The organism is Limnobacter sp., from assembly GCF_046297615.1.
Taxonomy (GTDB): Bacteria; Pseudomonadota; Gammaproteobacteria; order Burkholderiales; family Burkholderiaceae_B; genus Limnobacter.
Genome location: NZ_JBKBHM010000001.1, coordinates 479,364 through 501,907, shown reverse-complemented (window position 1 = coordinate 501,907; position 22,544 = coordinate 479,364). Strand labels below are relative to the sequence as shown.

The following is a 22,544-nucleotide window of genomic DNA, read 5'->3' as shown; positions in this document are numbered from 1 at the left end:
CAGAACCGGCCTTCAGCGCTTGGCCACCTGCACCGGCGGGTTGGCCTGCTGGTCAGCCAAACACTGCTCAAACACCGCTTTGGCTTGGTTGGCCTGCGTGAACACAGCGGGGTTGCAGTAGGTGCCCACAGGGGTGAATGGCCCCATCTGGTTCACCAGCGGCGACTGTTTATTCACCCGCTGAATGGCTTGGGCAAACGCGGGGTTCTCCAGCATGTGTCGATAAATCAACACTTGGTCTGGGTAAGGGCCCCAAGGCAACCACAAAAACCCGTTTTCCGCTGTGGCGTTGGCTGGCCGGTCTGCCGGGTCAGACAGCACAACCGTGAAGTAGCCTTCGTTGTCCAGCGGAGTTTGGTAATCGGCCGCACAGTCGGTGTACCGCTGGGTCGCAAATTCATTGCCGCACAGCGACCAATACCGCAGGTTTTCCTCCCCACGCGCCACACCGGGCTGGCTGCGGTAAGTCGGCGCTTTGGCGCGCACCAAGGCCAGGCTGCCATAGCGCCGCGCGAATGTGGTGGTGGTGTACGCGTTGTGAATGTTGCTGAGGAAGCCGCCACCACCCAGGCTCACATTGCCCGGTGTGGGTAAAGCAATACCAGTGCGCGCGTCCAGAATCTGGGTGGCCACTTCGCCCAGGCCATAAAACTTGTTGGTGCGCGGCGGGTAGGTGGCTGTCGGAAAATCCAACGCCAAAGCGTTGGGGTAGTCTAAAGCCAGCAGGCGTTCATTCAAGCCCAGGGCGGGCAATGCGCCGCCCAGGTTGGGCAGCAAGGGCTCTGCGCAGTCTGGCAGGGCGCCCAAGTTGCGGCTGCCATCCGCAGTTTCAATGCTCAATTTGGGCAGGCCAACGCCGCCGTCGCCAAACTGGCCCGCAGCCGACACATAAATTCGGTAGATGAACAACACCACGCCTGAGTTGGGCACGGGCAGTGGCCCCACCTTCACTTCGCCTGCATAGAAGGTGTTCGGCTCACGGCTGACTTCCGGGTTTTGGGTGGGTGATGCGCCGTGTTTCAAATACGCCGTGTAAGCCCCACCGGCAGCCCCTCCGTTGACGAAGGGGTTTGTCGCACCCCCGTCCGGGGCCAGCTCAACATCAGCAATGGCATCGGTTGGGCGAAGCGCAAGGTCGTAGGCGTTGAATGAGAAGTAGCGGGCGTCGGGGAAACGGCCATCGATGCGGACCCGAGTGCCGGGGGTGACCGGCGCAGCCGCCACCCAGTATTTGGCAGCGGAATCGGGAAATGCAATATTGGCTTTGTCAGCGTCGGACGCAGCAACCCAGCCACACCCCAGCCCCAACGGCGTGGGGCCGCCACTGACCGCAGACATCAGGCTTTCCTGAGTCAACACCGACGGGCCAGACGCCGGGGCCGTGCTGCCGCTGCTGGTTCCGGCGGGCTCATTGCCCATGCAGGCCGCCAGAGCCAGAGTCAGAACAGGCAGAAACAGAACGCGCACAGGCCACTCCAAAACTATTGACATTCAGAGTGCCAGATTAAACCAGGCGGGCGAGCGGCAACAATCCGCAATTTACCGACACCCCGCCTGCCACGGCCTTATTTCAATACTCGCTCCGCAACAATCAGCCACCGCCCATTGAGGGATTTGAATGTCAGCTCTTTGGTCACGGTTTCATTCAGGGAATCGGACTGATACACCTGCGTGAACAAGGCCACCGCTTTGTCCGTCTGTGCAGCCACACTCAAGCCCTCAACGGATACCTGAATCTGCTTTTTGCCCAGTAAACGGGTTTTGCGTTGGTCGTCCCAAGCAGGCCGTGGCACACCATCGGCAGACACAAACTCGGGTGCGTAATGGGCCAGGTAGGCCTCCACGTTTTTGCCTGACCAGTCGGTAGCCCATTGCTGAACCACTTGGGCCACTTCAGCCTCCGCCGCGGGTGGCGCGGCTTCCTCCAAGGGCTGTGGGGCCGGTGCTGGGCCGCTTCTAGCAGCGGCAGCACTCAGGTCCACATCGGGGTCTTGTCGGTTAGGCGTGGTGGGCTGCTCTTGAAGCACGGTGCCCTCAGGCATGAAGTAATTGGCCACTGGGCGCAACACGGTCCATTTCTGAACCGCCAGCGGGCCATACGCAGTAATCAGCATTCCCACTGTCATCACAATGCTGGGCAGTATCCAGCGCTCGTAACGCCAGTAAAACTTCTTGCGCTTGACTTCGCCATCAGCCAGCCTCACCTCACTGTCCCCAATCACCAAGCGGGTCAGCAATTGGTTCAACGCCACAGGCGGCATCAGATAACCCAACTCGAAAGCCACCAGCACCATCATCCAGAAGTGCAAAGGGTCAATCCCGTTGTTGTAGGCGATCGGGGCCAAGGTGCCGGACACCAGAATCACCGCACCAAACGGGTCCATGAACATGCCCAGAATCACCTTGGTGATCATCAGGAAGGTCATGGCAGTCCACGCGCTGGAAAACTCGGCAGGCGCCAGTTGCATCACCTCGGAACGTTCCACCAAGCCACCCACCGCCAGCGACATGGCCATCAGCATGATCAACGCGCCAATGTGCCCGGTGGCCTCGGATGTCGCAAACCGAATTGATTTCTCTACCCCCTCCTGACGGTCTTTGTGGTGGGCATCGGCGACCGGCGCCAACTCAACAGCCGCATCAGTGTGTGTTGGGGCTGAAGGTTTGGGGGTGCGCAGTTTGTCGAAAATGAGCACGAAGAACATGATGGACGGCATGATGACCGGCGCTGTGGACTCATTCAGCGGGGTGTTCAGGAAGTACTCATAAAACCACACCACCGCAACCACCAGCGCAGCGTAAGGCAGCACGGGCACGACCTCTCGCAGCATCTTGGGAATGGCCACCAAGGGGCGCTCCAGGTTGGCTTTCTTTCTGCGCGTCAACTGCGAAAACAGGAAGAACAGGGTGGAGGTCAGCAGGAACACATAGTGCCCCCAGTGGTACAAATCGTTGGAGGTGACTTGCTTGTTCAGCGCAGCGATCAACACCACCAACAGGCAGGGCCGCAACACGACACCCAAAGACCCGGACATCGCCGTAGCCGCCAGGGCAAACTGCCGGGTGCCGCCCGCAGCACGCACTTCGTTGTACACAATACCGCCCGCGGCAATCACAAAAATGCCCGACGCACCGGTGTAGGCTGTGGGCAATGCAGCGGCCAGCAAGATGATGTAGGTCAGCAATTCTGGCGACAGTTTCCACGGCCGCAGAATGTTCATGAACAGGTCCACCACTCGGCTTTGCTTGAGCAACATGCCCGCCCAGATGTACAGTGCCAGGCTCAGGAAAATGCTGGGCAACTCCAGGAGTGTACTCACATAGATGGCTACGCCGGGCAAATTCAGGTGCAGGAAAAAGTACAGCCCGCAGACCACACCCATGGCCCCGAAGAGCGGCACGGACAACAGCGCCGACGACACTTTGCCACCGGGCTGCATGTCCGAAGGCGGACGCCACCACTGGGCCACGGAAATGCCAGTCAGCGCCAGAAAAAGCGACACCCAGATGAAATACATGTACTCGTGTTCCATCGCCACGCCCGAACTTTTAGAGACGAAGTAATAGGACACAAACGAGGTGGCGGTAATGGCGCTGGCCAAAGCCACGGAACCCACAGCGAAGCGGTAGTCCAAACGCGTCAAGGGCGGCCGGATGGAGACGTGGTGCACACCACGCGTGGTAGTCAGCGCGGCCAAGGCCAACATCACCAACAGAATCAGCGGACGGTTCTCAATCCCCTTGCTGAATACATGGTGGAACCCGGTTTCCAGTGCCACAAACTGACGCAGTTTCGGGCTGTCTGCTGCTTTGACCATCTGATACTGGTCCAACTGCTTTTGGCACAACTCGTTTGCAGACACAATCGCATTGCGAATCACCGCGGGGTCCACGGGTTCCGACACACCGAACAAGTCGCCCAACTCACCGCTTGAGGCATTCGCGGACTCGGCCTGTTTGGCCACCTCAGCGTCGATGTCGGTGACCACGCTGCACGACGGCATGGGGTTGTCGCCGCGCAGCATGAAGTACTGCAAACCCTTGGCGGGCTCGCCAAACATGGTTTCGCCCAGCTTGAGCAGCTGGCTGTGTACCATTTCGCCGGTGCCAATCACCAAGGTGAACAGCAACAATAAAATGACCGGCAGGCTGACCAGCCATTCAGCCGGTGTACGCCCAAGCAGTTGTCTCCCGCGTGGATTCATGGTGTCTCTTGTCCCTATTTTTTTGGACTGACATGGAACCACGAGCGCAGTAAAAAAAACGTAAAACTGGTGTCAAATCATTGCACAAGCAGGCGATATCCGAGCCCGGGCTCGGTGATCAGGTGTCGTGGTTGAGCGGGGTCGGCTTCCAGTTTGGCGCGCAGCTTGCTCATGATGATGCGAAGGTAATGCACATCGTCGGCGTATTCAGGGCCCCACACGTGCGTCATCAGCTCGCGTTGACGCACCAAGCGCCCCGGCGCATCGGCCAATGCGGCCAGTACCCGCCACTCCTTGGCCGTCAAGTGCAGCCGTGCGCCTTGTCTGGACAATTCAAAGCTGTCCAGGTTGATGCGCACATCGCCAAACTCCACCAGCCTGGGGCCAGGCTGGGCCGCTGACACACGCCGCAATGCCACTCGAATACGGGCGAGCAGTTCCGGCAAGGCATAGGGCTTTGTGACGTAATCGTCAGCCCCCCCATCCAGCGCCTTTACCTTGTCGGCTTCGTCACCCCGGGCCGACAAGACCAACACCGGCTGCTTGAACTGTGTCCGGAATTCTTTCAGCCATTGAACGCCATCGCCATCAGGCAGGGATAAGTCCAGCAACACGGCACTGGCAGGTTGCGCTGCCCACAGGGCGCGAGCCTGCGCCAGCGTGGTGGCATGGTGGACGGTGTACCCCTCTACGGTCAGCGCCGTGGACAACATGCTGGCAATCGCCAGGTCATCCTCAATCAGCATCAGACTCATCTTGCCCATCTCCCACACTGTCCAGGTCCAGCCACCGGGCTGGCAACACCAGTGACGCCGCAGCGCCGCCGCCGGGCTGATTGTCTAACAACAGTCGGCCACCATGCAACTCGACAATGGATTGAACAATGGTCAAGCCCAATCCGTGGCCACGGTGGGTGCGCGTTGGGTCAGTCAACAGTGGTCGCAAATGTGCGGGGCTGAACCCGTCCGGAAAGCCGGGGCCGTTGTCCAGCACCGTGATGCAGATTGGGTCGATGGCATCGTGGGCCCAAGGATGAACATGCAGGCGCAAACTGCGTTCTGGGTGTTGTGCGGCCAGTGCATTGTCAACCAAGTTGGCCAAGGCCTGAGACAACAAGGCGAAGTTGCCCGGAATCACACAAGGCGGTAACTCATTGTCAATTTGAAACACCGGGGGGTTCTGGCGCATGGTGTATCGGCGCACCGTCACCTCCAGCAACTCATCGGGAAACACTTCCGCCAAAGGCTCAGGCAATGCAGACAGTTGGCCCAAGCGTATCAGCGACAGCACATTCTCCGTGGAGGTGGCCATGTGATAGGCCTCAGCTTCGATGGATTGCAGCAAGCGGGTCTGCTCTTGAGCACTGAGTTTGTCCGACTGTGCATTCAAGGCTGTTGCTGCACCAAGAATGGTGGTCAGCGGGGTGCGTAAATCGTGGGAAATGGACAGCAGCAACTGGCTGCGAACCTCCCGTTCGCGGGCCAGCACCTGCGCCTGGTTGGCCCGTTCCACGCTGCGCAAGCGCTGCAGGCAGGCCTGCAATTGCTGAGTGGCCAGGGCCAGCAGGCTTGGCTCTACGGCGGCCCCTTCAGTCGTGAGGCGGACATCAGGGTGCAAGGCCACATTCACACGTTTGCCCAGCGCATCATCGAAGACGGTACGCACGGCTTGGGCAGCTTCCTCGTCAGTTTCCGGCGACATCAGTGCTTCACTCAAGCGCCGTGCAAACACGGTGTAGGACAACGCCTGCTCAAGGGCGGCAGACTTCTCGCGCAAGCGGTGAACCAGGGTGTTGATGCGGATAGAGGTCAACAGATACAACACCAAAACCAGCGCGGAACCTGTGTCGAGAATTTGCAGTGAGTACCGGGGATGCACCACTAGGTAATTCACCAGCAAATAGGACACCAAAGCAGTAACCAGCGACACCCTGAATGAAAACGAGGATGCGGCCACCATGACCGCAAACAAGTAGACGATAATGCCTGCAAGCGGGCTGAGATCGAGCAGCACCCATTCAACCAGGAGCGTGACCAGCCCCAACAAACCCAAGGCCTGAGCCGCCTGCCTCCACAGGCTTGATGGCGTGCGCATTCGCTCAGGTTCTCTTCAGGTTCCACAGCACCCGCATGCGGGCCACGTCGCGGCCTTGTTCATCCATCACATCGACCAACACCGGAAAGAATACCTTTCCAGCCTTGCGCAGCTCTTGCTTCAATGCAGGCACATCGCCATCAATGCGTGAGCGGGCAATACAACGCCCTTGGGCAGGCGCCAGGGTTTCAAAGTCCACCTGAGCGGCCACGGGGCGGACTTTCAGGATCACCGATGCGAAACCACCCGCCATCGCCCCGCCCGAGCAGGTTTCAGCCAGTGTAAACACCGCACATGGGTGCACATGGCCCAACTCATCCATCAGTTCGGGTTTGGCGGCCAGGGCACTGCTGGCCACGCCGTTGCCCATGTTCAGCAATGTCACCCCCATGGCTTTGGCCAACGGCACTTTCCCGTCCATCTGCAAGCGCACCAAAGGGCGCATCACTGCATTCAATAGCGCGTCCAAGTCACACCTCCGTCAGGCTGAATGTGGTGTTGAACACCGCCAAGGGCTCATCGGCCTCGCTGTGCAGCACACACTGCACCTGAAGCCCCGCCTCTGTTTGGTGGGCTGTCGCTGTGCACCACACAGGCCCCTTGCCCGGGCGCTTGTACTGTATGGATGAGGAGGATTTCAAGCGGTGCACGTTCACCCCCGGGCCCAACACAGCCTGGGCTTCAGCTTGGGCCCTCACAAAGGCTGTGGCAAACAACGCCCCTGCGTGCAAGGTGCCCACGTGGTTTTTCAGCAGAGGCTCAAAGGGCAATTGCGCCACCGTGCCTTGCCGTTCTGCACCGCGCAGCTTGAGAAAGCCCAAAAATGGGTTGTTGGCGATGCGCTGGGCCAACTGCTCAGTAGTGCTCATGTTCATTCCTTGGTGTCAAAACGTTGGGTGACGGCTTCCAGAAAACGGGCCACCACATCCAGCTCTTCAGCGGTGAACCCGGCTTCCAGCTGGCGGTTCATTTTGGCCAGCAGGGGCTTTGCAGCGGCACACGCCTGCAAACCACGGTCAGTCATGTTCAGCGACCATGCCCGTTGGTCCCCGGGCACGGGGCATTTCACCAACAAACCTGCCTCCACCATGCGCTGGGCAAGGCTGGTCATTCCCGGGTTGTTCAAGCCGATCACCTTGGCCAACTCGGCCAAGGTGGCGCCCGGGTGCTTTTCCACGGCAAACAGCACACTGACCTGGGCCACAGGCACACCGATTTCACGGGTCACCCCGCTGTCGGCGTAGCGTTGTAGTACGGTGCGTGCCCGGTTTAATAGAAAGTAGAGGCGACGTTTCAAGCTGGGCTCACTTATAGTTCGTATGCGAATAATACACATACGAATGATCTACATCAAGTCAGTTGGCAACACACCATAAACAAAAACCCCGGCACCTTGTGAGCACCGGGGTTCTGGCATCAAGCCCTAAGGGGCTTGATTGGGTTTAGACCACGTCGTTTTGCAGTGCAAGCAACTCAATGACCTGTGACTGCAACTGCAATGTGCCATTGACCACGTTGTAGTTACCGTCGCTGAATGCAACAACTTCCGCACCTTTCACGGTGTAAATGTCACGCGCCTCGGTATTCACCGCAGTGAAAGTCAATGCGCCGGAAGCAGCGTCAAAGGTGACGGTAAAGTCGTCGCGGCTGTAGTCGTCAAAGGCAAGGGTGTCGTCACCGGAACCCAAATCCACTGAAAGTGCCTGAGCTTCAGTCACGGAGTCTCGCAACTCGATGTAGTCATTGCCATTGCCCAAATTGACAAAGCCTGATTTCGCCATGATGGTCACGTTGTCATTGCTGCTGAAGCTTTCGCCTTCAATGACAGTCGACACTTCAACCCGATTGGCTGCCTTTTGGTAGCTTTCACCTTCACCGGAACTGAATCGGGTTTCACCCTGAATCGTGAGGTCATAGATACCGTAGGCCGACACCGTCACCACATCGGTGCTGTCTGAACCACCGTAGACGATCACCTCGCTAACAGTGCCATATTCGCCGTTGTTCTCCACTTCAGCGCGCAGTTCAACGTTGGAGGAACCTTCAATGGTGAAATCCTGGGTCGAGCTGCTTGTATTGCCAGCCTGTGTCGAGAAGCTGCGGGACAAGTTTTGCTCGCCGTTCAAATCACCCCCAACTTGCAGACTGCTGATGTAGCTGGCCGTCACTTCCAAAGAATCCGCATGGATAAACCCACTGCGCCCGGGGCCTTCCACACTGAATTCAGCCGTCAACACCACAGAATCAGCGGCAGTGATGTGCAACTCTGCACTGCTGGAGTTGGAGAAGCCCTGCTGCACAATATTGCCGTTGGGGTTGGTCACGTTGCCATTGCTGTCCGTGAAGATCACGTTGGTGGTGAAGCTGGAGTTCCCGCTGCTTTCGGAAACAGTCACAGCACCACTGATACCATTTTCAAGGTAAATGCCATCGCTGGACAAGGTGACGTCTTTGGCAACAATTCCAGGAAGTTCAAAGCGCGACTTGACGGCCGAGGAGAAAAACTCGGAGTTCTGGTTCACGTTGATGTTGCCCTGCACCTGTACAGACACCTCACTGGCAGCCTGAATGGACACCGAGCTGGACGTGTTACCCCCGCTTGTTACCTGGACAAAGGTGGTTGTGAATCCATCCGGAACTGACACATTGCCGGTGTAGGTGGTCGGTGTGCGTGTATTGCTGGACTCGTTGGTGAGTGTCGCCTCAAATCCGCCGTTGGCTTCAAAGGTGAAGGAGTTGAACACTGTTGCTGGGGCATCGATCACCAACTCGGTGGCTTGCACTCGGGCGGCGGTCGTGTTCACGACACTCAGTTTGTCAGCGACAACCGTCAGGGATGAAGAACCGCCAGCCAAGCCCAGCACCACATTCACTTCGGACGCAGCAGTGGTCACCGTGGTAGTACTGTCTTTGTTCTCGCTGGTTCCATCCAAGTAGCTTCCACTGTAACTACCAATGTTACTGTACTCAATGCCACCTGCCAGATTCACGGGCTGAATGCTACCGGCATTCAGATTGATGGTGTCAGCAACAATCAGACCAGCGGAGGGGGCTCTCCAGTCATTCGAAATGCTGAGGCTTTCTGCGGTGATGGACACGGACTCGGCGCCCTCAACCACAATGCTCGCTTCGCTCTGGCCTGAATAGGCCTCTTTGCTGTTCATGCTCTGACTGTCTTCGCCATACTGCGTAGCACCCGAGATCATGTTCAACTGAACACTGTTGGCAGCCAGGCTTACATTGTTGGCTGCGATACCTGGGTTCAACACCACAGCGGCGAAATCACGGATGGATCCTTCCTGCGGTGTCAACGCCATCACCTGAACAGCACCATTGGTGTTGATGTCCACCCGGTCGGCGGCTTCAGTCGTCCGTGCTGTTTGGTACGCGAAGGTGTTGGGCACACCGTTGCCCGGTGTACTGCTGGTTCGGCTGTACTCAACTTCCACACCACCGTTTACGCTGACGGAGGCATAACCACCGTTGGTGTCTTCAATCACATCCTGGTTCAGCGTGAAGTTGCTGGTCACGGCAACAATCTGTGCATCGGCGACATCGGCCAGTGAAATGGTCACTTCGTCGGCGGCGGCGCGGCTCAGGCGGTATTCATCCGAGGAGCTGAAACGTGTGAAGAAATCTTCACCGCTCACGACGTCATAAGTCACCTCACCAGTCTGGCTGTTGCTGATTGAACGGCTGTTGCCGCCATCAATGCCGCCGAAATCTGAAGAGCTGCTGTAGAAGTTGGTCGCATTCTCAAACGCCACGGTGTCGGCTGAAACAGACACACCAAAGAACAGGTTAGTTACCTCGGCATCGCCTGGCGATGCAGTCACTGAACTGGCGGCCAAGGTGTCCACTGTTTGCAAGGCATAGGTACTAATTGACTGAGCCACCGGCGTAGTCGGTGTATCGGCAACGCCAGGCCCAGAGGGGGCCACAATAATCGGCGCCACAATTTGCGGCAATGCAACCGCTTGCTTGAATTCATTGCTGTCAGTGAACACAGTGCGGCCACCATGCACTACCAAGTTACTCAGGGTGGTGTTGGCCAAATTGAACTGCACGGTGTCCGCCGCAATTTCGGAGGCTGCACTGGAGGAACCTTCACTCAACTCAAAGTTGACAGTGACAGAGTCTGCTGCGTCCAAGCTGCGGGTGCTTTGTTGGCCGCCATTGTTGCTGGACAGAGCAACGGTGGCACCGCCGCCCAGTACCAGGGTGGCGGAGTCAGATGAATCACCCGCGACATTCACGGTGACGTCTTTGGCCAGCGCCTCCACATTGGAATAGCTGGTGCTGCCATCAGCATTCAAGTTAATGGTGGCGGAGTTCGCACCTTCGGACACCCGCGTCAGGCTGGGGTAGTCCAGCGAGGTGTTGAAGGTCAAGGCACCGCCGGCGACATCAACACCGCCAATGAAGCCAGGGGCGAACACGGTGCTGGCAAGGCTGGACAGACCAATCTGCTCAGCATCAATCGGATCTTCAGAATCCACCACAAAGGTGTCTTTGCCGTGAACCAGAATCTCGCGAGGTTGCTCGGAAGTGACGGTCACATCGCCTGTGGTGATGGCCACCATGGGCTCAACACCAGATCGCAGGTTCACGTTAACTTCGGGCTCGTTGACATCGACATCATCAGTTTCGACGGTGTTTAGGTAAGCAAATGTTTGAACGTCTTCCCCGCTGGTTACAGTCAGCAAGCCACCTTCTACATCAATGGTTGTTTCACCAAACACCAACACGCCTGCTGGATCTGCCTCGCCAATCGTCACCACTGGGGTCGGTGAATTCTCCGCTTCTTGCTGGGCAGTGAAAGTGCCGTCAACTGAGGTAGCGTCTTCAATGGCCTTCAGGTCATCAGCGATGGCCTTCTGCAATGCGATCTTGGTCAAATCGTTAAGGTCCAGGTCGCCCACTGCAGCCAAGGCGAGTGCTGCGGGTGACAATTCACCCCCTGCGTCCTCAATGGCGTCCAGCACGCTGGCGATTACGTCTTCCTGGTCAACGCCGCTGTTGGCGGTTGCACCCAACACCGCGAACAGAATCTGGTTCACTGCAGCACCGGCCTGCAAAGCTTCCAACGCCACAGCAGCCGACACGGAACTGTCTTCGCTGCCGATGATTTCGCCTGTCACTGGGTCCAGCGTGTTCAGGTCTGTGCTGTCGGGAATGCCAAAGGCCTGCTTGATCTGCTTTTCTGCTTGCTCAAAGCTGATGTCGCCATTCTTTTCTTTCAAGGCCACAACCAGCGTGGTCAATGGGGAAATCACGCTCGACCCGGGAGGGGCTGTCAAGGTCAGGGTGTTTGCACCCAAGTCTTGGTCGCCATCGCCTGTGTCGGTTCCGCCGGTCAACACCAGCACCAACTTGGATTGCGCTTCGGTCAGCTTCAATCCGGGGGTGTTGTCCAAACCGATGAACTGGCCTTTGTCACCAGTTCTGCCCACCAGCGTGCGGGTGCCGTTCTCGGCCTGTACAAAAATCTGGCCGCCTTCAATGTAGCCATCCACCGCCAAGCCTTTGTTCACCACCGCTGCTGGCGCAGGTGCGGCTGCGCCACCACCACCGCCACCGCTAGCACCTGCCACCACCCCCACACCGGCCAAAGCCAGCAGGGGGTTGAATGCGCCAGCCAAGGGGCCAACCAAACCCTGTTCGGCGCTGCCACCGGCTGCGGCGTCTGTCGCTGTGGCTGCACCTTCAGCAGCGGCTTGGGCCAACTGCATACCGCCCTGTTGCTCTACCGCCGCCTGCTCAAGCAATTGCTCATCCTGCTGCGCCACTTGCTCAGCAATCTGGGCCTGAAGCTCCTCTTGGCCGGGCTTGCGCGCATTGGCTTTGGCCTGCGCAACAGGCAATGTTTTGCCCAGGCGCAGGTCAGTGACCGCGTCTTTTTTGGTGTTCTGAGGTGCGGTGTGCTGTGGGGTGGTTGGCTTTTTACTCACGTGAATCTCCAAGATACGAATACGGCCAGGCGCAATTGTCAGTGTTTTTCTTACAAAGACTGTGGGCTTGTATGCAATTTACTGAATTTTTGAACAACTGGATTCGAACAAACTGTTAATTTTTGATAAATCAACGCGTGGTGTGATTTTCAATCTGTACACACTCATGCAATTCGGTGTCGAAATAATCAAAACCGCTTTCAAGCCCAGTGATATCAAGGCTAGCTATTCTTACAGAATGTCGACCAAATTATTACAAGAGAACACTCTACACCCAACCCAACTTAATGTTGCTGAATGTTCGGAAGTTTTTGTCCGAATAAGTTAACAGCATGTAATGTTGTAGACCTACCCAAGGAAGGTGCGAACGAAAGCAGCAAAGGCCGGACGCAAAAAAGCCCGGCTCCTTGCGGAAACCGGGCTTTGAAACTCACCGCCTAAGGCGATGTTTGACAACTCACACTTTGAAGCACGCCACCGCAGAACCCAACTGGCGCGATTCCTGTTCCAACGCCTGCATGGCATGCCCAGCCTGGCTTACGCTGTTGGCGTTCACTTCACTCATCTGCGTAATGTGCTCAATTTGCCGGGCAATCAGGTGGCTGGCCGACGACTGCTCACCCAAGGCCATGGAAATGTCCCTTGCAAAACCCTGGCTTTGCGCGGCACTGGCCTGAATCTGCTCAATGGCCAACCGGGCACTGGTGGCTTGTTCCACGGTGGTGCCCATCTGGGTCACCATGTGATGAATGCTACCCACCGCTTGGTCGGCGCTGTTTTGCACCGCTTCAATCATGCTGCGAATTTCTTCTGATGAACTGGATGTTTTCTCGGCCAGCTTGCGCACCTCGTCAGCCACCACGGCAAAGCCACGGCCCTGCTCCCCAGCCCGCGCTGCTTCAATGGCCGCGTTCAAAGCCAGCAGGTTGGTTTGCTCGGCCACTTCACGAATGGTGTTCACAATGCTGGAAATCTCGATGGTTTGCTGGCCCACCAAGTTAATAACCTCGGCGGCCTTGCTCACGGTGGCTGAAATATTCAGCATTTCATCCGATGCACTCTGAATCACGCTGACGCCTTTGGACGCCAGCTCGGCAGACTCGGCACTCACTTTCAAGGCCTGAGTGGCATTGTCGTGAATGTTGTTGATGCTCACCGTCATTTCTTCCACGGCGGCGGCCACTGAACTGGTGGCCTCATTTTGGCCATTCACGGAATGAGTGATGTCTTTCAACGCCGAGGACATGGCCCCGCAGGACTGCTCGGTGCGCCCGGCGTTCTCGCCAATTCGGCCAATCAGGTTACGCAGGCTGGTTTGCATGCCATCCAACGCGCCCATCAATTCGGCGGTTTCATCCTTGCCTTCCGTGTTGATGGTGTTGGTGAGGTTGCCCGCCGCAATCGACTTCGCCGCCCCAATGGCCAACAACATGGGGCTGACAATGCGCCCGGCCAGCAACAGCGACACAAGCACCGCGCTTGCAACGCCGGCCAAAAACACCACGGCAGTCACCACCAGCAGCCAGTTGGCCTGCCCGTTCGCCTCGGCAATCAATTCCTTGGTGTGGCTTTTCTTGGCATCAATCAATTTTTGCAGGGGTTCGCTGATTTGCAGAAAGCGCTTGTCGGCCGCCTGCATCATGCCAGTGGCCGCCGCCAAGTCTGAATCAGCCATGTCAATCGCTTGGGCAATCGATTTCCTGTACTTGGCCAACGGTTCTGCCAATTGCGCCAAGGCTGCTTTGTCCTCCGGCGACAACAGGGCATCCTCTGCCAAGGTGTTCATGCTGGCGATGGCACGGTCAGCATGCCCCAGCGCCACACTGGTTTCCTGTTTGATTCGCCCTTCATCCAGGTTGACGATGGTCGAAAACAGGCGATAAGTCACCAGGTTCGCCTGCAACAGCGCCGCGCGGGCATCACGCAGCACCTCCACCTGGTGCACACCCTTGTCTGTGACTTCATGCAGGGCGCTATTCAGCGAGCGCATACCCATCACGCTGACCACCCCCACAATCAGCAACATCAACACGCTGATGGCCGAGGGTAAAAATACTTTGGCTTTGATTTTCATGAGACATCTCACTCACCGGCATGGGCCACCACGTGGGGTCAGCCATGCCGTACAGGGTTCAGCGCTTGTACACGCCCGCGCACACAATGAGGTCGCCTGCCTTCTCGCAGTAAGCGGACTTGGGCAGCACTTTTTTGGTAACCGGGTCGGTGAACTTGTAGTCCTGCCAGAACTTGCCTTTGGACTTGGCCAGTTCCACGCGCTCTTTGATGAATTCCTTGCCATCGGCATCGGCCAGCTCGATCAGGTCTTTGCCCACCTGCTTTTCATTCTGGCCGTGGGCAAGGCACTTGCCGTCCATGCCGTAAACCACAGGGTACAGGTCCAGTTGAACCCATTTTTTGTCTTTGCCGGTGATTTCCTTGAACGCGGTCGCTTTGTCGGCGTTCACCGCCTTCACCGCTTGGGCCACCATTTGCTCGGCTTGTTTGGGGGTGGCAAAGTTATCGTTCGCCATGGCAGATGTGGACAAAACGGCCAGCAGGGCCGCAACAAATGGCAGTGTCTTCATGAATGCTCCTTGGGTATTGGAATTGGGGTGCGGACAGCACCCCCAGGTTCACCAGTTAACCCGCAAGCCCTTCAAACCGAACGAATAAACACCCCCATTTTCTCTAGCCATTTCTGGTGAATCAGCCCAGAAGGCCGATCACCACGGCCGCCTCGGGCACATGGGCTGTCACAGGCTGGCCCACGGCAAGCCGCTGGCGCAGGTTAGGGTCAGCAAAGCCCACCAACTGCAAACCGGGTGCCAACTGCACTGTGGCCTCCGCCGGGCCCTTCGCGGGTGCCACACGGCTGACCTGCCCGGGCAGGGCATTCACGCCGGGGCTTGGGCAATCGTCCCGGTTCAACACCACGCCCGACGCCTTGCACAAGGCCAACACCTGCAACCCCGCCTCCAGCCCCAACAACTGGCGGCTTTCTCGGGTGATGGTGGCATGCAGCGGCAAGCCACCCAGCAGCTCCATCTGCACCCGCACATGGCCCGCCTGCGCGCGCACAGCCCTCACCACTGCAGGCAAGTGGTTGCGCATGCTGGTGCGCAAACCCAAGCCGGCCAAACGGCCAGTGTCCAGTGCAAAACCGGCACTGCCTTTCAAGCGGTCCATTACCCGGCGCTGGGCCTCCTGCAATTCAGCGGCCGCCTCCAACACCTGCAGGCCAGCTTCCGTCAATTGCGCACCGCCACCGCCTGTACCGCCGACCGACTTGTGCACCAGCGGCACCCCCGCCAGGTTGGACAGGGTTTCCACCGCCTGCCACGCCGCCTTGTAACTCACCCCGCACTGGCGCGCCGCCTCGGAAATGGAGCCTGTCTCGCCCAAGGCGCGCAGAATGTCCACCCGTTTGTCGGACACCGGGTTGTCAAAAGCCAAGTCGTACCGAATGGCTGCTTTACTCATGAAGGCTCAACCTTGGTTCAATGCATATTCAGGGATAACGCGCTATTCCCAATAAGAATAGCGGTGCTATGATGCATCAGTGTAAATCAACCCACCCCAAGGCAGCACCATGTTCAAAGCCATTCAACGCCTCTGCGCAATCGCCACCACTGCCCTGCTGGCTTTCCCGGTTCAAGCGGCCGAAGTCAGCGTGGCCGTGGCCGCCAACTTCACCGCGCCCATGAAGCAAATTGCCGAGCAGTTTGAAAAAGACACAGGGCACAAGGCGATACTGTCCTTCGGGGCCACCGGCAACTTCTATGCGCAAATCAAGAATGGCGCCCCCTTCCATGTTCTTTTAGCCGCTGACGACACCACCCCCAACAAGCTTGAGAAAGAAGGGGCCGTGGTGCCCGGCAGCCGCTACACTTACGCCACCGGCAAACTTGTGCTGTGGAGCCGCAACCCCACACTGGTTGACCCGCAAGGCAAAGTGCTTAGCCAAGGCGAGTTCAGCCGCATCGCCATTGCCAACCCCAAGCTGGCCCCCTATGGCGCTGCCGCCATGGAAACGCTGAACAAACTGGGGCTGGCCAGCAGCCTCGCACCCAAGTTCGTGCAGGGCGAGAACATCGCCAAAACATTTCACTTTGTCAGCACCGACAACGCCCAACTGGGCTTCGTGGCCCTGTCGCAAGTGTGGGCGGACGGCACACTGAAAGAAGGCTCCGCGTGGGTGGTGCCCGGTAACCTGCACGACCCAATCCGGCAGGACGCAGCACTGCTCAACGCCGGGAAAGACAACCCCGCAGCCCAAGCCCTCTTGATTTACTTGCAGGGCGACAAAGCGCGGTCCATCATTCGCTCATTTGGCTACGACCTTTAAGCCCCCAAGGCCATTGCAATGCCCCCACCATGCCATTAAGCCCCGAAGCGCTGCAAGCCATTGCGCTCACCCTGAAACTGGCCACCGCCACCACCCTGGTGCTGTTGCTGTTGGCCACCCCGCTGGCGTGGTGGCTGTCGCAAACCCATTCCCGGTTTCGCGGGCCGGTGGGGGCCATGGTCATGCTGCCTTTGGTGTTGCCGCCCACGGTGCTGGGGTTCTACCTGCTGGTGCTGCTGGGGCCACAAGGCTGGGTGGGGCAACTGACACAGTCGCTGGGTTTGGGCGTGCTGTCTTTCTCATTCACTGGCCTGTTGATCGGGTCGGTGGTGTTTTCCATGCCCTTTGCAGTACAACCCATTCAGCACGCTTTCGAAGCCTTGGGCCGCCGCCCATTTGAAGTGGCCGCCACATTGCGTGCCCGCCCGCTGGATACTTTTTTCACCGTCGCCCTGCCGCTGGCCCGCCCTGGCCTGCTGACCGCCACCCTGCTCAGCTTTGCGCACACGGTGGGCGAATTCGGCGTGGTGTTGATGATCGGCGGCAACATCCCCGGCCAAACCCGCGTGGTGTCTACCCAACTGTACGGCCATGTGGAAGCCATGGAATATGACGCCGCCCACGTGCTGGCCGCAGGCATGGTGGTGTTCTCGTTTGTGGTGCTGTTGCTGCTGACGCGCCTGCGCCAACGGCCCAACCCGGTTGCACCATGACGGCCCTGCAAACCCTGTCCATCCACCTCAACCTGCAGCGTGCAGGCTTTGCACTTCATGTGCAGGCTGACCTGCCCATGCCCGGCATCACCGTGGTGTTTGGCCCATCGGGCTCGGGCAAAACCACCCTGCTGCGCTGCATCGCCGGGCTTGAACAAGCGCAGGGCAGCATTCAAGTGGGCGACTTGCACTGGCAAGGCCCGCAACACCACACCCCCACCTGGCAACGCGACTTGGGCTATGTGTTTCAAGAGGCCAGCCTCTTCGAGCACCTGAACGTGCGCAACAACCTGGCCTACGGGCTGCGCCGCAGCGCCAAGCCCGGCGGGCCGCAGGCCCTTCAACACGCCATCGACTTGCTGGGCATTGCCCCGCTGTTGAGCCGGCCTGCGAACACCTTGTCCGGCGGGGAGCGCCAACGCGTGTCCATCGCCCGCGCACTGGCCACCCAGCCCCGCGTGCTGCTGCTGGACGAACCGCTGGCCGCGCTGGACCCTGCCCGCAAAAAGGACATCCTGCCCTGGCTGGAACGCCTGAAACACCAACTGAACCTGCCCATGGTGTACGTCACCCACTCCACCGACGAACTGGCCCGGCTGGCCGACCATGTGCTGGTGCTGGAAAGCGGCCAAGTGCAAGCCTGCGGGCCCGTGCACACCGTGATGGCCCACCCGGCGCTAACCCGCCTGCTGGGCGACGACGCCTGCGTAGTGCTGGAAGGCTGCGTGGGTGAATTGGACCACGCCTACCAACTGGCCCGTGTGGACAGCACCGCAGGCCCATTGTGGGTGCGCGACCCGGGCTTGGCCCTGGGCCATGCCGTGCGGGTGCGCGTGCCTGCGCGCAGCGTCAGCCTGTCCATCCAGCCACCGCAGGGCAGCAGTATTCAAAACATTCTGCAAGGCAACGTGCAGGCGCTGACACCGGGCGAACACCCTTCACAAATGCTAGTGTCAGTGCTGTGCGGCACCGCCCAAGTGCTGGGCACCCTCACCCGCCGCGCGGTGGACCAACTGCACCTGCAGCCCGGCCAAGCCGTGTGGTGCCACATCAAATCGGCGGCCCTGTTCGATTAAGCGCGGGGCACACGGCAAACGACAGGGCTTAGCGGCGGAAACACTTCTCCGTGTCGCTGATCAGGCGGTCAAACACCAGCTTCTTCACCAGCCCTTTGCTCAAGCCCAACACCGTGGCCACACCCGGTTTGGCCTGCATGGCAAAGCGCCACACAAACACACAACCGTTGTCGGTGGGTGTCACCTCGTAGTACTCCGCAAACTTGTCCAGCAGCGGCGCGTTCGACTCTTCCACATAAAACGCGTGGCAACGCTTGGCCTCGTCCCAAATGAAAAAGTGTTCTTTCATGCGGGCCATGTTGAACTGCACACCCACCTCCCGCTTGGTGCCCACACCAAACGGGCGCGGGGAGGTGTAACGCACGCTGAGCATTTTGCACCAGCCCAAAGGGCGGTCGGCGGTCAAGCCAGCCCACACCTCATCGGCAGACACGGGCAAGTGCATTTCATAATCAAAGCGGATGGGGGCGGTGTCGAAGAACCGCTCATCCGTCACGGGGCTGAGCTTGAACCAGGGCATAGGGCGTCACAATAAAAAATGAATAAGAGCCCTGATTGTAGCGTCCCGGCTTACCAGCGGTATGCCAAGCTTGCACCCACCAGCACTTGCCGAGTGGCTGCGGGTTCGTAGAACTGGCCCTGCGCCTGGTTCACAATCACCGAGCCCACGTATTCCTTGGCAAACACATTGTCCACGCGGGCCTGTGTGCGCAGCGTCCAGCCCGAACCCAAAGGCAGGCTGTGGTTGATGCGCCAGTTCCACACCGTGGCCGTGGCGGTTTCAGCGGTGTTGGCGTCGTTGGCATACAGGCCGCCGATGTACCTGAATTCAGCCGCAGTTTCCAGACGGTCTGCGGGCTTGTACACCAGTTCCGCAAACGCAGTTTGGCCGGGAATGGACGGCAGGTTGTTGCCTGCGGTAATCGCAGTGTTGGTGGTTTTGTATTCGGCATTGATCAGGTTCAGCGCCATGGCCGCCTGCCACTGCGTGTTGAAACGGTGCTGCAGGCCCAGCTCCAGCCCCTCGCGCCAGGTTTGGCCCGCATTCTGAAATGCAGTCACACCCCCTGAAGCGGCGCGCACCACAATTTCATCGGTGGTGTCCACGGCATACAGCGCCACATTCACTTTGGTTTGGTCGTAACGCGCCTTGTAACCCACCTCATACTGGCGGCTTTTGGCGGCGTTCAAATCAGGGTTGAAGTTGGGGGCCCCGGGCACCAAGCGGTACGCGGTTTCCAGCAAGGTGGGTGTCTCAAACCCTTCACCGTAGGACGCATACACCTTCTGCGTGTCGCTTAAGGCGTAAGTCACCCCGGCGTTGGTGGTGGTGGCGGAATAGTCCCGCGAGCCGCTGCCATCGCCATTGCTCAGAAACTGGTCCTTGGAGCGAATTTCCACCGTGGAACTGCGCAGCCCACCAAACACACTCCACTTGTCCGACAACAACCACTCCGCCTGCACGTATTGGTCAAATTGGCTGGCCGTGTTGGACTCATCCCGGTTCAATGGGCTCACCTCATCCGGAAAGCCCTTGCGCGCCTGCTCCAACTCACCCACCGTCATGCCCACACTCAGCAACAGCGGCATGTTTAACAGGCTGGTTTGGTGTCGCAAACGCAGGTCTGCGCCGTAGTACTCGTTGTTCAGGTCAATCACCGTGCCGCTGGCCAACACCTGCCGAATGGAACGCTCGCCCACATAGGGGCTGAACACCAAGCCCGTGGTGGGTGTGAAGTCATGCTCAACCACCAAGCCCGTTTGCGACTGCTGCACACTCTTGCGGCTGTTGCGGGCCACTGCGTTGGTGCCTGCCTGGCGGCGGTTGGCGGCCAATTGGTTGGCGGTCAGGCCCAGTGGGTCTTGCACATCGGGCATGTCCACCGTGTTCACCAGCCAAGTCAAACGCGTGTCGCCCAGCTTGAACTTCATCTTGCTGTTCAGGTTGTCCCGCGTGGCTTTGCTGTGGTCGCGGTAGCCGTCGGTTTCAAAACGCGACGCATCCAACACCCAGCCAAAGTTCTCACTGCCCGTGTTGAACTTCACGCCCGCACGGCGTGTGCTGTCACTGCCCAGCGCACCGCTGAACTCAATCGACTGGCCGGGCTTCGGGTCTTCAGTGGTGACCACAATCACCCCGCCCGACGAATTGCCGTACAGCGAAGAAAACGGCCCGCGCAACACCTCAATCGATTCCGCTGAACTCAAACTGAAATGGGAAATCTGGCCCGACCCATCAGGCATCGTGGCCGGTATGCCGTCGGCAAACAGGCGTAAGCCACGCACACCGGAAGTGGACCGAGCACCAAAGCCACGAATGGAAATTTGAAGGTCTTGCGCAAAGTTGTTGCGGTTGTTGATCACCAAACCGGGCACCCGCACCAGGGTTTCCGACAGGTTCACCTGAAAGCCACCCGCGTTGCGCAGGGTTTCAGCATTCACCTTGTCCACGGATGCGGGAATGTCAAAGGCGTCCTTCGGGTCGCGGGTAGCCGACACCACCATGTCGTCCAGCGTGGGCTCGGCCCACACCGGCAGGGCAAGAAACAAAGTGGCCAGGCCAGCGGCCTGCAATGCGGTGGTCAGTGGTTTAATGGTCATGGCGGAGCAGCGGCTTTCAGCGGGCCAAGTGTGTCGAATTGACACACCCGTACCTGCCAACACAGGTTGATCGGGCATTTTGGGCTGAAGGTGCAAAAACCTTGCCCGCTGCGCACCACAACACCGCCTTACACCGCTGCGGCCTTCAATTCCACCGGGGCCACGGTTACTTCACCGGCGTACACCAGCCCCTCCTGCACGGTGAAGGCCAGCTCCATATTGCGCTGGGCCAGGCCCGCCAAGGCCGCGCTGTCGTCGGGTGTCAGTTGCAGCACACGCACCTTGTCCAGCTTGTTCAGCCAGTCCTGGTTTTGTTTCCACCACACCTCGGCGGCGCGGGTGTAACACACAATCACCACCTGGTCGGACCGGCCACAGGCCTTGCGCACCCGCGTTTCATCGGGCTGGCCCACGTCAATCCACACCTTGATGCGCCCTGTCGGGTCCACCTCCCACACGGCGGCTTCGTCTTCCGCAGAAATGCCCTTGCCAAACTGCGTGTCCTGCCCGGCATACAGCACAAAGGCCAGCATGCGCACCATCAGGCGCTCCTCGGTTTCTGAGGGGTGCAGCGCCAGCGTCAGCGGGTATTGGGAGAAATGGTTGCGGTCCAGGTCGGACACATCCAGCACAGCTTTATAAACAGTGGCGCGCAAGGCCATGGGGGCACTCGGGGTTGTAATGGGGAAACGGGATTATGACCGATACAGCACCCACAGAGCAGCAATGAGCAGACCCAAAGTACCTTTCGTTTGACGATGCCTATGAATTGCAGGCCGAGTAAACTTGATGGATACATCGAATGGAGCAAGCATGATGCGCCAAGCTATCCCATCAGTAGACATCATCGCACTCGCCATGGGGCATCAAAATCAACAATCGAATGCGGTTGCTCGGTCATGGATTGCTTCAAAGACGGCCTTCCTGTACCAAGCCTGCCCACGCAACCCGATGTTGATTGAATTGATTCAACCCGACGGTACTCGGCTAGGTGTGGGCACCTTCAATAACAGCAAATTCACTGTGCAAACCATAGCCTAATCAAGGCTCATAAGCCCTAACACTTTCCTGCTCGCTGGCATCGGTGCGCGACACCAAGGCAATCGCATCCGTGTCGGCACTCAGGTTCACGGGCTGGTGCGGCAAACCGGCGGGAATGTACAGAAAATCGCCCTGCTTGTTGATGCACGACTTGGCCAACCCCTCGCCGTAAAAGGTTTGCACCTCGCCCTTCAGAATGTAAATGGCGGTTTCAAAGCCCTCGTGGTAATGCGGCTTGGCCTTGGCCCCAGCGGGAATAATGACCACATTCATGGAAATGCCCTGGGCGCCCGCCGTGTCGCGGGAAATGCCCACGTAGTTGGGCAACTTTTGCAGCGTGTCGATGGGCACACTGGGCCGCACCGTGATGATTTCCCCGTCCTTAACCATGGCTGCCCCCATGCGCGTGAATGTAAAACACCACTGTACTTCAAAGGGTGGGGGGCGGGTACCCCAGCCATGGGTCAACAAGGCCCTGGTTTCTACCCCTGAAGCAGTTTCACGCATACTGCCGCCAC

General features: G+C 58.7%; 19 protein-coding genes. 4 read left to right on the top strand and 15 right to left on the bottom strand.

Annotated elements, in window-relative coordinates; all coding sequences use genetic code 11:
* Positions 1–12: 12 nt before the first annotated feature.
* The 11 genes from ACK4FF_RS02265 to ACK4FF_RS02215 form a co-directional block, all read right to left on the bottom strand.
* Complete coding sequence (locus tag ACK4FF_RS02265) at positions 13–1,467, bottom strand: hypothetical protein (protein ID WP_409704165.1); 1,455 nt, start codon at positions 1,465–1,467, stop codon at positions 13–15.
* 98 nt (positions 1,468–1,565) lie between these two features.
* Positions 1,566–4,205, bottom strand: coding sequence for a TRAP transporter large permease subunit (locus ACK4FF_RS02260; protein WP_409704163.1), 2,640 nt, complete (start codon positions 4,203–4,205; stop codon positions 1,566–1,568).
* A gap of 77 nt (positions 4,206–4,282) precedes the next feature.
* Positions 4,283–4,960 (bottom strand): response regulator, encoded by a 678-nt coding sequence (locus tag ACK4FF_RS02255; RefSeq protein WP_409704161.1) that lies wholly within the window; start codon positions 4,958–4,960, stop codon positions 4,283–4,285.
* The gene (locus ACK4FF_RS02250; RefSeq protein WP_409704159.1) at positions 4,941–6,299 is read right to left on the bottom strand and encodes an ATP-binding protein; all 1,359 of its coding nucleotides are present in this window, start codon (positions 6,297–6,299) and stop codon (positions 4,941–4,943) included. The genes ACK4FF_RS02255 and ACK4FF_RS02250 overlap by 20 nt, the downstream gene beginning before the upstream one ends.
* A gap of 4 nt (positions 6,300–6,303) precedes the next feature.
* Complete coding sequence (locus ACK4FF_RS02245; protein ID WP_409704157.1) at positions 6,304–6,768, bottom strand: PaaI family thioesterase; 465 nt, start codon at positions 6,766–6,768, stop codon at positions 6,304–6,306.
* A gap of 1 nt (position 6,769) precedes the next feature.
* The gene (locus ACK4FF_RS02240) at positions 6,770–7,168 is read right to left on the bottom strand and encodes a PaaI family thioesterase (RefSeq protein WP_409704155.1); all 399 of its coding nucleotides are present in this window, start codon (positions 7,166–7,168) and stop codon (positions 6,770–6,772) included.
* 2 nt (positions 7,169–7,170) lie between these two features.
* Entirely contained in the window at positions 7,171–7,596 is a 426-nt protein-coding gene (locus ACK4FF_RS02235) for a MarR family winged helix-turn-helix transcriptional regulator (RefSeq protein ID WP_409704153.1), read from the bottom strand.
* Between the two features lie 145 nt (positions 7,597–7,741).
* Positions 7,742–12,250 carry a beta strand repeat-containing protein gene (locus ACK4FF_RS02230; protein ID WP_409704151.1) on the bottom strand — a complete coding sequence of 1,503 codons (4,509 nt, stop codon included), beginning with the start codon at positions 12,248–12,250 and terminating at the stop codon, positions 7,742–7,744.
* Positions 12,251–12,707: 457 nt separating this feature from the next.
* Complete coding sequence (locus tag ACK4FF_RS02225) at positions 12,708–14,324, bottom strand: methyl-accepting chemotaxis protein (protein WP_409704149.1); 1,617 nt, start codon at positions 14,322–14,324, stop codon at positions 12,708–12,710.
* 58 nt (positions 14,325–14,382) lie between these two features.
* Positions 14,383–14,835: a cache domain-containing protein gene (locus tag ACK4FF_RS02220; RefSeq protein WP_409704147.1), complete on the bottom strand. Its 453-nt coding sequence runs from the start codon at positions 14,833–14,835 to the stop codon at positions 14,383–14,385.
* A gap of 121 nt (positions 14,836–14,956) precedes the next feature.
* Positions 14,957–15,730 carry a TOBE domain-containing protein gene (locus tag ACK4FF_RS02215; RefSeq protein WP_409704145.1) on the bottom strand — a complete coding sequence of 258 codons (774 nt, stop codon included), beginning with the start codon at positions 15,728–15,730 and terminating at the stop codon, positions 14,957–14,959.
* 109 nt (positions 15,731–15,839) lie between these two features.
* Here ACK4FF_RS02215 and modA point away from each other — a divergent pair, with 109 nt between their 5' ends.
* Genes modA through modC form a run of 3 tightly spaced genes read left to right on the top strand, consistent with a single transcriptional unit; the run spans position 15,840 to position 18,384 of the window.
* Positions 15,840–16,595, top strand: coding sequence for a molybdate ABC transporter substrate-binding protein (gene modA / locus ACK4FF_RS02210; RefSeq protein ID WP_409704143.1), 756 nt, complete (start codon positions 15,840–15,842; stop codon positions 16,593–16,595).
* 29 nt (positions 16,596–16,624) lie between these two features.
* Positions 16,625–17,308, top strand: a complete 684-nt coding sequence (modB, locus tag ACK4FF_RS02205; protein ID WP_409704141.1) for a molybdate ABC transporter permease subunit — start codon at positions 16,625–16,627, stop codon at positions 17,306–17,308.
* Positions 17,305–18,384, top strand: coding sequence for a molybdenum ABC transporter ATP-binding protein (modC, locus tag ACK4FF_RS02200; RefSeq protein WP_409704139.1), 1,080 nt, complete (start codon positions 17,305–17,307; stop codon positions 18,382–18,384). Before modB ends, modC begins: the two co-directional genes overlap by 4 nt.
* 28 nt (positions 18,385–18,412) lie before the next feature.
* On the opposite strand, the gene ACK4FF_RS02195 is transcribed toward modC, so the two are convergent.
* From ACK4FF_RS02195 to ACK4FF_RS02185, 3 genes are all read right to left on the bottom strand, one after another.
* Positions 18,413–18,904: an SRPBCC family protein gene (locus ACK4FF_RS02195; protein WP_409704137.1), complete on the bottom strand. Its 492-nt coding sequence runs from the start codon at positions 18,902–18,904 to the stop codon at positions 18,413–18,415.
* Between the two features lie 50 nt (positions 18,905–18,954).
* A complete protein-coding gene (locus ACK4FF_RS02190) occupies positions 18,955–20,985 on the bottom strand; it encodes a TonB-dependent receptor family protein (protein ID WP_409704135.1) in 2,031 nt (676 codons plus the stop codon).
* Between the two features lie 128 nt (positions 20,986–21,113).
* The gene (locus tag ACK4FF_RS02185; RefSeq protein WP_409704133.1) at positions 21,114–21,647 is read right to left on the bottom strand and encodes a YaeQ family protein; all 534 of its coding nucleotides are present in this window, start codon (positions 21,645–21,647) and stop codon (positions 21,114–21,116) included.
* Positions 21,648–21,774: 127 nt separating this feature from the next.
* Here ACK4FF_RS02185 and ACK4FF_RS02180 point away from each other — a divergent pair, with 127 nt between their 5' ends.
* Positions 21,775–22,026, top strand: a complete 252-nt coding sequence (locus ACK4FF_RS02180) for a hypothetical protein (RefSeq protein ID WP_409704131.1) — start codon at positions 21,775–21,777, stop codon at positions 22,024–22,026.
* Here the strand turns inward: ACK4FF_RS02180 and ACK4FF_RS02175 are convergent, their stop codons facing one another.
* The gene (locus ACK4FF_RS02175) at positions 22,027–22,533 is read right to left on the bottom strand and encodes a cupin domain-containing protein (protein ID WP_409704129.1); all 507 of its coding nucleotides are present in this window, start codon (positions 22,531–22,533) and stop codon (positions 22,027–22,029) included.
* Positions 22,534–22,544: the final 11 nt, after the last annotated feature.